General features: G+C 60.0%; 13 protein-coding genes. 9 read left to right on the top strand and 4 right to left on the bottom strand.

Going from position 1 to position 12,299, the window contains the following annotated elements:
• Positions 1-81 precede the first annotated feature (81 nt).
• Entirely contained in the window at positions 82-2,343 is a 2,262-nt protein-coding gene (locus SSARUM_RS17265) for a TonB-dependent receptor domain-containing protein (RefSeq protein ID WP_039564825.1), read from the top strand.
• A 22-nt stretch (positions 2,344-2,365) separates the two neighbouring features.
• Here the strand turns inward: SSARUM_RS17265 and SSARUM_RS17260 are convergent, their stop codons facing one another.
• The 3 genes from SSARUM_RS17260 to amiA all read right to left on the bottom strand — a co-directional run bounded on the left by SSARUM_RS17260 (position 2,366) and on the right by amiA (position 4,688).
• On the bottom strand, positions 2,366-2,821 hold the full coding sequence (locus tag SSARUM_RS17260) for a YaiI/YqxD family protein (RefSeq protein WP_041038074.1): 456 nt from the start codon (positions 2,819-2,821) through the stop codon (positions 2,366-2,368).
• Positions 2,821-3,741, bottom strand: coding sequence for an oxygen-dependent coproporphyrinogen oxidase (gene hemF / locus SSARUM_RS17255; protein ID WP_060425813.1), 921 nt, complete (start codon positions 3,739-3,741; stop codon positions 2,821-2,823). The genes SSARUM_RS17260 and hemF overlap by 1 nt, the downstream gene beginning before the upstream one ends.
• Before the next feature lie 65 nt (positions 3,742-3,806).
• On the bottom strand, positions 3,807-4,688 hold the full coding sequence (gene amiA, locus SSARUM_RS17250; RefSeq protein ID WP_033649849.1) for an N-acetylmuramoyl-L-alanine amidase AmiA: 882 nt from the start codon (positions 4,686-4,688) through the stop codon (positions 3,807-3,809).
• Between the two features lie 204 nt (positions 4,689-4,892).
• On the opposite strand from amiA, the gene SSARUM_RS17245 reads away from it, so the two are divergent.
• Positions 4,893-5,318, top strand: a complete 426-nt coding sequence (locus tag SSARUM_RS17245; protein ID WP_004936504.1) for a GNAT family acetyltransferase — start codon at positions 4,893-4,895, stop codon at positions 5,316-5,318.
• Positions 5,319-5,360: 42 nt separating this feature from the next.
• Here SSARUM_RS17245 and SSARUM_RS17240 read toward each other — a convergent pair whose 3' ends face one another.
• Entirely contained in the window at positions 5,361-5,759 is a 399-nt protein-coding gene (locus SSARUM_RS17240; protein WP_004936500.1) for a YgiW/YdeI family stress tolerance OB fold protein, read from the bottom strand.
• 178 nt (positions 5,760-5,937) lie between these two features.
• On the opposite strand from SSARUM_RS17240, the gene SSARUM_RS17235 reads away from it, so the two are divergent.
• The 7 genes from SSARUM_RS17235 (at position 5,938) to cysA (ending at position 12,244) form a co-directional block, all read left to right on the top strand.
• Positions 5,938-6,402, top strand: a complete 465-nt coding sequence (locus SSARUM_RS17235; RefSeq protein WP_060430418.1) for a DUF2919 domain-containing protein — start codon at positions 5,938-5,940, stop codon at positions 6,400-6,402.
• 156 nt (positions 6,403-6,558) lie between these two features.
• Positions 6,559-7,146, top strand: a complete 588-nt coding sequence (locus SSARUM_RS17230; protein WP_033635465.1) for an RpoE-regulated lipoprotein — start codon at positions 6,559-6,561, stop codon at positions 7,144-7,146.
• 182 nt (positions 7,147-7,328) lie between these two features.
• A complete protein-coding gene (locus SSARUM_RS17225; RefSeq protein ID WP_033649846.1) occupies positions 7,329-8,228 on the top strand; it encodes a Dyp-type peroxidase in 900 nt (299 codons plus the stop codon).
• A gap of 200 nt (positions 8,229-8,428) precedes the next feature.
• A complete protein-coding gene (locus SSARUM_RS17220; protein WP_033635463.1) occupies positions 8,429-9,451 on the top strand; it encodes a sulfate ABC transporter substrate-binding protein in 1,023 nt (340 codons plus the stop codon).
• On the top strand, positions 9,452-10,291 hold the full coding sequence (cysT, locus tag SSARUM_RS17215; protein WP_019453852.1) for a sulfate/thiosulfate ABC transporter permease CysT: 840 nt from the start codon (positions 9,452-9,454) through the stop codon (positions 10,289-10,291).
• Entirely contained in the window at positions 10,291-11,166 is an 876-nt protein-coding gene (gene cysW / locus SSARUM_RS17210; RefSeq protein ID WP_033635461.1) for a sulfate/thiosulfate ABC transporter permease CysW, read from the top strand. Before cysT ends, cysW begins: the two co-directional genes overlap by 1 nt.
• The gene (gene cysA / locus SSARUM_RS17205) at positions 11,156-12,244 is read left to right on the top strand and encodes a sulfate/thiosulfate ABC transporter ATP-binding protein CysA (protein ID WP_049198410.1); all 1,089 of its coding nucleotides are present in this window, start codon (positions 11,156-11,158) and stop codon (positions 12,242-12,244) included. The genes cysW and cysA overlap by 11 nt, the downstream gene beginning before the upstream one ends.
• Positions 12,245-12,299: the final 55 nt, after the last annotated feature.

Below are 12,299 nucleotides of genomic sequence, written 5' to 3'. Positions count from 1 at the left end.
CAATCTTTTACCGCGCGTTTCGGCGGGCTTTTTGCTGGGCATTGTCGGCCATCAAATCTTATTGGCTATTTCTGGGGATATATGAAAATCAAAATGATAGCGAGCCTGATCGGCGCGGGACTGGCGCTGTACGGGTCGGCTGCGGCCGCGCAGGAACAGGCGGAAAATAATAAAGGCAACGTGGCGTTCAGCCCGCTCAACGTCTCGGCCGCCGACAGCGGCAAGAGCAGCGAAAAAGACGCGTTGGCCCGGCCGGGTGCATTCAGCTCGCGCGATGAAAACAAAAATCTGGAGTCGGTGGACAGCATTCTGCGCAGCATGCCGGGCACCTATACCCAGATCGATCCCAGTCAGGGGGCCGTCAGCGTCAATATCCGCGGTCTGAGCGGTTTTGGCCGGGTCAATACCATGGTCGATGGCATTACCCAGAACTATTACGGTACTTCCACGTCTGGTGTGATGTCACACGGTTCGACCAATAACCAGGCGGGGGTCTTGATAGATCCCAATTTTATCGTCGGAGTGGACGTGGCGCGCGGTGAGAACAGTGGCGGCAGCGGCGTAAATGCGTTGGCAGGCAGTGCTAACTTCCGCACAATCGGTGTCGATGATGTGATCTTTTCTGGCAATCCTTTCGGGGTGAGAACCAAATTCTCTGTCGGCAGCAACGGCATTGGCCGCAGTGGCATGATCGCCGTCGCCGGTAAGGGGCAGGCGTTTACCGATACCGGCAGCATTGGCGCGATGGCCGCGATCAGTGGGAGCTCCATTTACTCGAACTTCAACAATGGCGACGGTATCAGCAGCGAAGATTTTGGGTACGATGAATTTATGAAGCAAAATCCCAAGTCACAGCTGTTCAAACTGGATATCAAACCGAACGAGTTCAATAGCATTGAGTTTTCCGCCAGGAACTACCAAAACCGCTTTTCTCGGCGCGATATCGATAGCCATGACCTCTACCTCAAATATCACTATGCGCCGTTTTCGGAGTTGGTGGATTTAAACCTCACCGTCAGCACCAGTAAAGGCAATCAGAAATACGACGGCGGTTCGCTGTTCACCTTCTTTAACACCAACGCGGAAAACCGCTCCGATGCGCTGGATATCAATAACACCAGCCGATTCAGCCTGCTGGATACCGATGTAGCCTTCAGCTATGGCGGCAAACTGATGCGCAACCAATACCGTAAGCATGTAGAATCGGCTATAGAGAATTCGCAGACGGCGCAGGAAGCAATAGAAAATAATACCTTCGCGCCATCCGGCGAGCAGCGAATCGGCAGTTTATATACCGGCCTGCAGCTTAACCGGGATATCTATCAGCTCGATCTCAACCTGAACTACACCAGCAACAAGCTGACCGGTTACAAGCCTGAATGCGATTATCGCGTGGAGTGCTTCCCGCAAGGGGCCGCTAGCATCAATTTGAAAGAGCAAGGGTTCAATCCTTCGGTAATGCTATCGGCACAGGTGACGCCGTGGTTGCAGCCATTCGTCAGCTACAGCAAGTCGATGCGTGCGCCGAACATTCAAGAAGTGTTCTATTCCAACTCGGGTGGCGCATCGATGAACCCGTTCCTCAAAGGTGAACGAGCGGAAACCTGGCAGGCCGGCTTCAACGCCAACGGGCACGATTTGCTGGTGAAGGAAGACTCTTTACGCCTCAAGGTCGTGGGCTATACCAGTAAAGTGCGCAATTACATCTTCAGTGAATCTTACATGGTGTGCCGCAATGGACGGAAATGCAGCTATCGCGAAAATCTGGAAAACGATTGGGCCGATGCGAGCGAAGATTACTCGGACAATATGTATATCTACGTCAACTCTCTGACGCCGGTGCGTATGCATGGTGTTGAGGTTGAAGCCAACTATGATGCCGGACGAGCCTTCGCGCGCGTCTCTTTCAGCAAGCAGCACACCGAGCAGCCGACCTCCATCGCCAGCACTTATTTCGGCGCCGGGGATATCAATGAACTGCCGGACATGTACTTTACGTTGGATACCGGGGTGCGTTTTCTTGATGAATCGCTAACCGTCGGCAGCATCGTGAAATATACGGGCAAGACGCGTCGCCTGTCGCCGGATTACGAGCAGAGTGAATCGACCGGTGAAATCCTCAAGCAGGAAATGCCGAATATTCCTACCGTTATCGACCTGTACAGCACTTATCAGATCAACCGCAACGTCATGCTGAAATTCAGCGTGCAAAACGTGATGAACAAGAGCTATTCCGAGGCGTTGAACAAACTGAATATGTTGCCGATCCAGGGGGATGACGCGACGGCCGCCAACACCGCCCGTGGGCGCACCTATATCTTCGGCGGGGAGGTGCGCTTCTAAACCGCAGCAGAGCAGGGTGCAGTCACTGCGCCCGCTTTGCCTGCAGCAGCCATTTGTCCAGCTCGTTGGCGAACTGCTGGCGGTCGCGCTGGTTCAGGGCGTTCGGGCCGCCGGTCTGGATGCCGCTGGCGCGCAGGGTATCCATAAAATCGCGCATGTTGAGGCGCTCGCGGATGGTGTCCGGCGTATAGCGTTCGCCGCGCGGGTTCAGCGCTACCGCGCCTTTCTCTATCACCTCCGCCGCCAGCGGAATGTCGGCGGTGATCACCAGATCGCCCGCTGCGCAGCGGCGCACGATCTCGTTGTCGGCCACGTCGAAGCCGGCCGCCACCTGCAGCGAACGGATGTACTTCGACGGCGGCGTGCGCAGCGGCTGGTTCGCCACCAGCGTTACGGTGATGGCGGTACGATCGGCGGCGCGGAACAGCACCTCTTTGATCACGTTCGGACAGGCGTCTGCATCGACCCAAATCTGCATCATTTCGGCTCCTGCAGCCAGTCGCGCACCGGCAGAAAATCGCGCGCCAGCGCCGCTTCCGGGCTATCGGCGTCTGGCTGGTAGTTATATTCCCAACGCACCAACGGCGGCATCGACATCAGAATGGACTCGGTGCGCCCGCCGGTTTGCAGCCCGAACAGCGTGCCGCGATCCCACACCAGGTTGAATTCCACGTAGCGGCCGCGGCGATACAGCTGGAACTGACGCTCGCGCTCGCCCCAGGTCAAGGCCTTGCGTTTTTCCACGATCGGCAGATAGGCGTCGAGGAAGCCCTGGCCCACCGCGCGGGTGAAGGCAAAGCAGTGGTCGAAGTCCGGGGTGTTCAGATCGTCATAGAACAGGCCGCCGATGCCGCGCGCTTCGTTGCGGTGCTTGATGAAGAAGTAATCGTCGCACCACTGTTTGTATTTGGGGTAGACCTCGTCGCCGAACGGCGCGCACAGCTCGGCCGCAGTGCGGTGCCAATGCACGGCATCCTCTGCGAAACCGTAGAACGGCGTCAGATCAAAGCCGCCGCCGAACCACCACACCGGCGCCTCGCCCGGCTTTTCGGCGATGAAGAAGCGCACGTTGGCGTGGCTAGTGGGCACGTAGGGGCTGAGCGGATGGATAACCAATGAGACGCCCATCGCCTGGAAGCTGCGCCCGGCCAGCTCAGGACGGTGCGCGGTCGCCGAGGCCGGCAGGGTGGCGCCGGAGACGTGCGAGAAGTTGACCCCCGCCTGTTCGAACACCGCGCCGTTGGTCAACACGCGGCTGCGGCCACCGCCGCCTTCTTCACGCGTCCATTGGTCTTCGGTGAACGCGGCGCCGTCGCCGGCCTGGGCGAGCTGCGCGCAGATGTGATCCTGCAGCGCCAGCAGGAAGGATTTTACTTCAGCGATGTTAGGTAAACTCATGCGGGGTCTTTATAGCGTCTGGCTGAACAAGGCGCTGAGTATACTCTTATTCGCCGCCCGCGGCATCAGCGGGGTTTGCGTTGGTGGGCGTCGAAGTAGTCGAAGAAGTTAACGATGCCGTCCGCGATGGCGCGGGCAATCTTCTCGCGAAACGCGGTGGTGCCCAGCAGGCGCTCTTCGTTCGGGTTGGTGATGAACGAGGTTTCCACCAGCACCGAGGGAATGGACGGCGATTTCAACACCGCAAACGCCGCCTGTTCGGTGCTGTCGCTGTGCAGATGGTGTACTGGGCGGATCTGGCCGAGCACGTGGCGGCCGAGCGTCAGGCTGTTGTTGATGGTGTCGGTTTGCACCAGATCGAACAGCACCTGCTGCAGGTAGTTGTCCTGATCCTTGTATTTACCGCCCGCCACATCGTCGGCGGCGTTTTCACGGTTGGAGAGGTAGCGCGCCATGGCGCTGCTGGCGCCGCGGTTGGACAGGGCGAACACCGAAGCGCCGGAGGCCGATGGGCTGGTGAAGCCATCGGCGTGGATCGAAATGAACAGGTCGGCCTGGTGCTGGTGGGCGATCTCCACCCGCTGGAACAGCGGAATGAACTCGTCTTCTTCGCGCGTCAGGCGCGCCTCGACGTGATCGTGCTCATGCAGGAAACGGCGCACGTGGTTGGCGATTTCCAGCACGATGTGTTTTTCCTGCGAGCCTTCGTGGCCGACCGCACCGGAGTCGATGCCGCCGTGGCCGGGATCGATCATCACCAACTTCTTGGCTCCGGCCGGTTTCGCCGCCGGCTTGCTGTGTTGATTGCGCAGCAGGCCTTCCGCCCTGGCGCGTTGGCTTTTCACGCCGAGCAGCGCCACCGCCAGGCCGGAAAGCAAAAGTTGGCGTCGCGTCGGGGAAACGGCAAGCGGTTTAAAATTGAGGAAGGGTTTACCCTGCTTTTTCATTACGCAATGCTCCGTCGACGTTTCTATTTTGCGACGTTATATCGTATTGATAATCATTAATCGACCCGATAACTATTTCCATTTATTACGCCTGTTACCGGCGATTTCTGGGCAAATAGCGCGGTAAATCGCAGTTTGATATTGCGTAAGTGAATAATCACGCGATAATCAGATAAACACCTTAATTAACAGCGGCCAACATCGATGGAAATTCGCGTATTTCGACAAGACGACTTTGAAGAAGTCATTACCCTGTGGGAGCGCTGCGATCTGCTGCGGCCCTGGAACGATCCGGAAATGGACATCGAGCGCAAGCTGAACCACGATCCGGAGCTGTTCCTGGTGGCGGAAGTCGGCGGCGAAGTGGTCGGTTCGGTGATGGGCGGCTATGACGGCCACCGCGGCTCGGCGTATTACCTCGGGGTGCATCCCGACTATCGCGGGCGCGGCATCGCCAATGCGTTGATCAACCGTCTGGAGAAGAAGTTGATCGCCCGTGGCTGCCCGAAAATCCAGATTATGGTGCGCGAAGACAACGACACGGTGGTCGAGATGTACGAGAAGCTCGGCTACGAGATCCAGGGCATCACCAGCCTGGGCAAGCGGTTGATCGAAGATCAGGAATATTGAGCGGGCGGCGGGCGGCGGCGTTGCACCGCCCGCCGCAGTGCATTAAGGCAGCTTTTTGACGGTTTTCACGTCCACTTCGACGCTGCTCCAGTCTTTATCCACTTTGCCTTCCAACTGCACCTTGTCTTTCGGCGTAACGGTTTGGCCGTTCCAGCGCTTGCGATCGATTTCGACCGTCAGCGTGCCGGTGGCATCGCGGAAGGTATAGGTGTCGTCGCCGATGCGCTGCTCGATATTGCCCTGCAGCATCACCCAGGTGTCATCGCTCAGCGATTTCACCTTGTCCACGGTGGTCAGCGCCGCGCTGGGGCCGGAGAAACCGCCCTGAGGCGCGGGTTGCGTTTGGGCCTGCGGCGCGGCCGGATCGAGGAACCCGCCTTGCTGCGCCAGTACCGGTGCGCTGCACAGCGCGATCAGGGCGGCCAGAGTCAGTTTTTTCATGTTGCGCTTCCTTATCATCGTTATCGAAAATCACATCCCGCTGATATCGGGCTGCTTGTTAAGTGCTAACGATTAAAACACACCGATCTTAAGAGCTTCTTAAGCCGACGCATTGAAATTCCCGCCGCCGGTGCCCATCTGTAGCCATAGTCTTTATTCTGTTGGCAAGGAACGATCGTTGAAGCCATTCTCACCCCGGTTTTCCCCGGACGATTACGACCAGCACGGCGCGCTGCGGCTGCCGCTGGGATTTTGGGCCGTGTTGATTTTGCAGGCGCGCACCTGGCTGCTGTTCGTGATGGCCGGCGCTTCGCGCGAGCAGGGCGAAAGCTTGCTGGCGCTATTTTATCCGGATACCCAACGTTTTTGGTACGGCATGCTGCTCGGCCTGCCGGCGGCGCTGGCGTTTTTGCTGAGCGGCCGCCGCCACCAATGGCCGCGGCTGTGGCGCGGCTGGCGCTGGGGGCTGGCTGTCTCCCTGCTGGCGTCGCTCGGCGGCTCGCTGTTCAGCCTGTGGCGCCAGGACGGCGATGCGCCGGGGCTGGAGCTGACGTTGGCGCTGCTCGACGCGCTGGCGCTGAGCTATCTGCTGCTGAACGCGCGTCTGAAAGCCTGTTTCGCGCCGGCGGAGCACGCCGACTAATTGCCGAGAAGTGCGGCACTTTTCGCATTTTCCGCACTCCAAGCTGGCAACCGTTGGCGTAGTGCGGGCCGTTGTGAGAGGCTGGCACGCAGCAAAATGCCGAGTGCGGCGGGGGCGGGTTACCGCCCCGTGCCATTGATGTTTAAGGAGCTAGAGATGAATATTCGCCCCCTGCTGTTAGGGCTTCCGCTGTTACTGACCGGCTGTTCGAGCATGTCCAATTTTTCCTGGTCCAGCCTGTCGCCGTTCAACTGGTTCGGCAGCAGCCTGGAGGTCGGCGCCAAGGGCGTCGGCAAGCTCAACGCCGGCACGCCGATGTCGGAAAGCGCCATCAACGACGGGCTGGACGGCAACTACCGCCTGCGCGGCGGCATGGCGACCAGCAACGGCCAGATCGTTTCTTATTACCAGGCGCTGTCCGGCGACGAGGTGAAGCTGGTGATCACCGGCGAACCGAAAGGGCGCCTGCAGCGGGTAGACGTGCTGGATCCGCAAGTGGCGACGGAGTGGGGCAACAAGCTCGGCACGCCGTTCGGCGACATGTACAGCAAGGCGTTCGGTTCCTGTAAACCGGGCAGCGGCGAAGACGCCGGTAAAGTGGAGTGCGTGGCGGAGCAGAGCAAGTACGTCACCTACATCTTCAGCGGCAAGTGGGCCGGGGCGCAGGATATCATCCCGCCGGACGACACCCTGAAAAGCTGGACGGTCAGCAAAATCATCTGGCACGCCAAGCCGCAGCAGTAACGCGTTCAACGGGCGTCGGTTCGCGGCGCCTGTCTTTTCAAGCCATTACCCCTATTTTCTTTGCGCTGCTGCAAGGCAATCGCCCGTGCTTGCGGTATGATAGCGCGCGTTTGTAACAGGGAACCCGCGCGTCAACCGCCATACCTTACCTGTTGCCGGATTCTGGTATTGAGGATAACAACATGACACAGGTTCAGAGCGGCATTCTGCTGGAGCACTGCCGTTTCGCCATTTTTATGGAAGCCAGCGTACAGGGCGAATTCGCCGACTTGCGCCAGGGCTGCAAGCAGTTTTGTCAGACGCTGAGCGAGCTGCAGCAGCAGTTCCCCGATGCGCGCCTCGGCGCGGTGATCGCTTTCGGCTACGACGTTTGGCACGATCTCTCCAGCGGCCAGGGCGCGCAAGAGCTGAAGCCGTTCACGCCGCTCGGCAAAGGGCTGGCGCCGGCCACCCAGCGCGATATGCTGATCCACATCCAGTCGCTGCGCCATGACGTCAACTTCACGCTGGCGCAGGCCGCGTTGGCGGCGTTCGGCAACGCCATCAAGATTGAAGAAGAAACCCACGGTTTCCGCTGGGTGGAAGAGCGCGATTTGAGTGGCTTTATCGACGGCACCGAAAATCCACAGGGCGAGCAGCGCCCGGCAGTGGCGACGATCGCCGAAGGCGAAGAGGACGCAGGCGGCAGCTACGTGCTGGTGCAGCGCTACGAGCACAACCTGCGCCAGTGGCAGCGCTTTACCACCGAACAGCAGGAGCAGATCATCGGCCGCACCAAGCACGACAGCGAAGAGCTGCCGGCCGATCAGCGCCCGGATACCTCGCACGTCAGCCGCGTCGATCTGAAAGAGAACGGCAAAGGCCTGAAAATTCTGCGCCAGAGCCTGCCTTACGGCACCGCCAGCGGCAAGCATGGCCTGTTCTTCATCGCCTATTGCGCACGCCTGCACAATATTGAGCAGCAGCTGCTGAGCATGTTCGGCGATCTGGACGGCAAACGCGACGCGATGCTGCGTTTCAGCCGTGCGGTGACCGGCAGCTACTACTTCGCGCCATCGCTGACGCGCCTGCTGTCACTTTGACGCCGTTGCCGAAGCCGGCTCGCCCGGCTTCGGTCCATTTTCCCGCCCCAAAACGCCTCGCATTCCCTGCCTTATAGCGTTTGATGCTTGTAAATCACTAAACGGTATATAAAAGCGTTACAGCTCCGCACCGAGTTATAAATACACTGGTCGTCAATAAGGCGAAAGCCTGAAGGAATGACTCAGTGATAAGGTGCAGAATGAAACAAAACCGGGTTAAAAATCTCGTGCTGAAAGGTTGGCTGGCGGCTGCGCTGTTGGCGAGCGGCGCCGCGTCGGCGGCGGAATTGCTGAACAGCTCTTATGACGTTTCCCGTGAATTGTTCGTCGCGCTGAATCCCGGCTTTGAACAGCAGTGGAATCAACAGCATCCGAACGATAAGCTGACCATCAAACAATCGCATGCCGGCTCGTCGAAGCAGGCGCTGGCGATCCTGCAGGGTTTGCGCGCCGACGTGGTGACGTATAACCAGGTCACCGACGTGCAAATCCTGCACGATCGCGGGCAGCTGATCCCGGCGGACTGGCAGGCGCGTCTGCCGAACAACAGTTCGCCGTTCTATTCCACCATGGCGTTTCTGGTGCGCAAGGACAACCCGAAGGGCATCCATACCTGGAACGATCTGGTGCGCGACGACGTGAAGCTGGTGTTCCCGAACCCGAAAACCTCCGGCAACGGCCGTTACACCTATCTGGCCGCCTGGGGCGCCGCCAGCCAGGCCGACGGCAACGACGCGGCCAAGACCCGCGCCTTCATGACCCGCTTTCTGAAAAACGTGCTGGTGTTCGATACCGGCGGTCGCGGCGCGACCACCACCTTCGTTGAGCGCGGCTTGGGCGACGTGCTGATCAGCTTCGAGTCCGAAGTGAACAACATCCGCAAGCAATACGGTGAAGACAAGTACGAAGTGATCGTGCCGCCGGTCGATATTCTGGCGGAGTTCCCGGTGGCCTGGATCGACAAAAACGTCGAGCGCAACGGCACCGAACAGGCGGCCAAAGCCTATCTGAACTATCTCTACAGCCCGGCGGCGCAGCAGGTGATCACCAGCTTCTACTACCGCGTGTATGACCAGAAAGCGATGGCGGCGGCGAAGGGGCAATTCCCGGATACCCAACTGTTCCGCGTGGAAGATCAATTCGGCGGCTGGCCGCAGGTGATGAAAACCCACTTCGCCACCGGCGGCGAGCTGGATCAGCTGTTAGCGGCAGGGCGCAAGTAAATGTTGGCGTTGTCGTCCAGTAAGCGGGTGCTGCCCGGATTTGGCCTCAGCCTCGGCAGCAGCCTGTTTTATACCTGTTTGATCCTGCTGCTGCCGCTCACCGCGCTGGTGATGCAGCTGGCGCAGATGAGCCTGGCGCAATACTGGGAAGTGATTTCCAACCCGCAGGTGGTGGCGGCGTATAAAGTGACGCTGCTGGCGGCCGGCGTCGCCAGCCTGTTCAACGCGGTGTTCGGCATGCTGATGGCCTGGATCCTGACGCGTTACCGTTTTCCCGGCCGTTCGCTGCTGGATGGCCTGATCGATCTGCCGTTCGCGCTGCCGACCGCGGTGGCCGGCCTGACGCTGGCCGGCCTGTTTTCCACCACCGGCTGGTACGGTCAGTGGCTGGCTCACTTCGATATCAAAGTCACCTTTACCTGGCTTGGGATCGCGGTAGCGATGGCGTTCACCAGCCTGCCGTTTGTGGTGCGCACCGTGCAGCCGGTTCTGGAAGAACTGGGGCCGGAATACGAAGAGGCGGCCGAGACGCTGGGCGCCACGCGCTGGCAGAGCTTCCGCCGCGTGGTGCTGCCCGAGGTGGCGCCGGCATTGTTGGCCGGCACCGCCATCTCCTTTACCCGCAGCCTGGGCGAGTTCGGCGCGGTGATTTTCATCGCCGGCAACATCGCCTGGAAGACGGAAGTGACCTCGCTGATGATTTTTGTGCGTTTACAGGAGTTCGATTATCCGGCGGCCAGCGCCATCGCCTCGGTGATCCTGGCGGCGTCGCTGCTGCTGCTGTTCAGCATTAACGTCTTGCAAAGCCGCTTCGGCAGACGCTTGGGAGGAGGGCACTGATGGCTGATGTTTCCGCCTTCAACGGCGCCGAGCGCCCGCGCGTCAACTGGGGCAAGTGGACGCTGATCGCCATCGGCGCGCTGTTCTCGGTGCTGCTGCTGGTGGTGCCGATGATATCGATTTTCGCCGAGGCCTTTTCCAAAGGATTCGGCGCGATGTGGAGCAACTTGCTCGATCCAGACATGCTGCACGCCATTTGGTTGACGGTGTTGATCGCGCTGATCACCGTGCCGTTCAACCTGGTGTTCGGCACGTTGCTGGCGTGGCTGGTGACGCGCTTCACTTTCCCCGGCCGCCAGCTGCTGCTGACGCTGATCGATATCCCGTTCGCCGTTTCACCGGTGGTGGCGGGGCTGATTTACCTGCTGTTTTACGGCAGCAACGGCCTGCTGGGCGGCTGGCTGGATGCGCATAATATCCAGATCATGTTCTCCTGGCCGGGCATGGTGCTGGTGACCATTTTCGTCACCTGCCCCTTCGTGGTACGCGAGCTGGTGCCGATGATGCTCAGCCAGGGCAGCCAGGAAGACGAGGCCGCCATTCTGCTGGGGGCGTCCGGTTGGCAAATGTTCCGCCGCGTGACGCTGCCCAACATTCGCTGGGCGCTGCTGTACGGCGTGGTGCTGACCAACGCGCGCGCCATCGGCGAGTTCGGCGCGGTGTCGGTGGTGTCCGGTTCGATTCGCGGCGAAACCTACAGCCTGCCGCTGCAGGTCGAGCTGCTGCAGCAGGATTACAACACCGTCGGCTCCTTTACCGCCGCCGCCCTGTTGACCCTGATGGCGATCGTTACCCTATTTTTGAAGAGCGCGCTGCAGTGGCGTCTGGAACGTCAAAACGCGCGTCTCGAGCGGGAGGAAAATCATGAGCATTGAGATTAACGGCATCAACAAGTACTTCGGTCGCACCAAGGTATTGAACGATATCTCGCTCGATATTGCTTCCGGTGAGATGGTGGCGCTGCTCGGGCCGTCCGGTTCCGGCAAGACCACGCTGCTGCGCATTATCGCAGGGCTGGAAAGCCAGAGCGGCGGCAAGCTGGGCTTCCACGGCACCGACGTCAGCCACATGCACGCGCGCGACAGGCGCGTGGGCTTCGTATTTCAGCACTATGCGCTGTTCCGCCACATGACGGTGTTCGACAACATCGCCTTCGGCCTGACCGTGCTGCCGCGCCGCGAGCGGCCGAACGCCGCGGCGATCAAACAGAAAGTCACCCAGCTGCTGGAAATGGTACAGCTGGGCCACCTGGCCAACCGCTATCCGTCGCAGCTGTCCGGCGGCCAGAAACAGCGCGTGGCGTTGGCGCGCGCCCTGGCGGTGGAACCGCAAATTCTGCTGCTGGACGAACCGTTCGGCGCGCTGGATGCGCAGGTGCGCAAAGAGCTGCGCCGCTGGCTGCGTCAGCTGCACGAAGAGCTGAAGTTCACCAGCGTGTTCGTCACCCACGATCAGGAAGAGGCGATGGAAGTGGCCGACCGCATCGTGGTGATGAGCCAGGGCAATATCGAACAGGTAGGCTCGCCGGAAGAGATCATGCGCGAACCGGCCAGCCGCTTCGTGCTGGAGTTCATGGGGGAAGTGAACCGCCTGAACGGCGAGATCCGCGGCTCCCAGCTGTTCGTCGGCGCGCACCAGTGGCCGCTGTCGTTCCAGCCGATGCACCAGGGCAGCGTCGATCTGTTCCTGCGCCCGTGGGAAATGGAAGTGGCGACCGAAAGCAGCGAGCGCTGCCCGCTGCCGGTGCAGGTGCTGGAAGTCAGCCCGCGTGGCCACTTCTGGCAGTTGACGGTGCAGCCAATCGGCTGGCATCAGGAGCCGATCGGCGTGGTGTTGCCGGAAGGCAACCCAACCCCGGTGCGCGGCGGCCGTTATTACGTCGGCAGCCTCAATGCGCGGCTGTATGCCGGCGATCAACTGCTGCAACCTGTTGCGTTAGCCAAAAGCGCCTGATAGGTTTTAGCTGCCCTTTTATTCAAGGCAACCCCCGGGTTGCCTTTTTACTTTA

The organism is Serratia sarumanii (assembly GCF_029962605.1).
Taxonomy (GTDB): domain Bacteria; phylum Pseudomonadota; class Gammaproteobacteria; order Enterobacterales; family Enterobacteriaceae; genus Serratia; species Serratia sarumanii.
The sequence above is the reverse complement of the archived record's forward strand: the minus strand, read 5'-3'. Positions and strand labels throughout refer to the sequence as shown.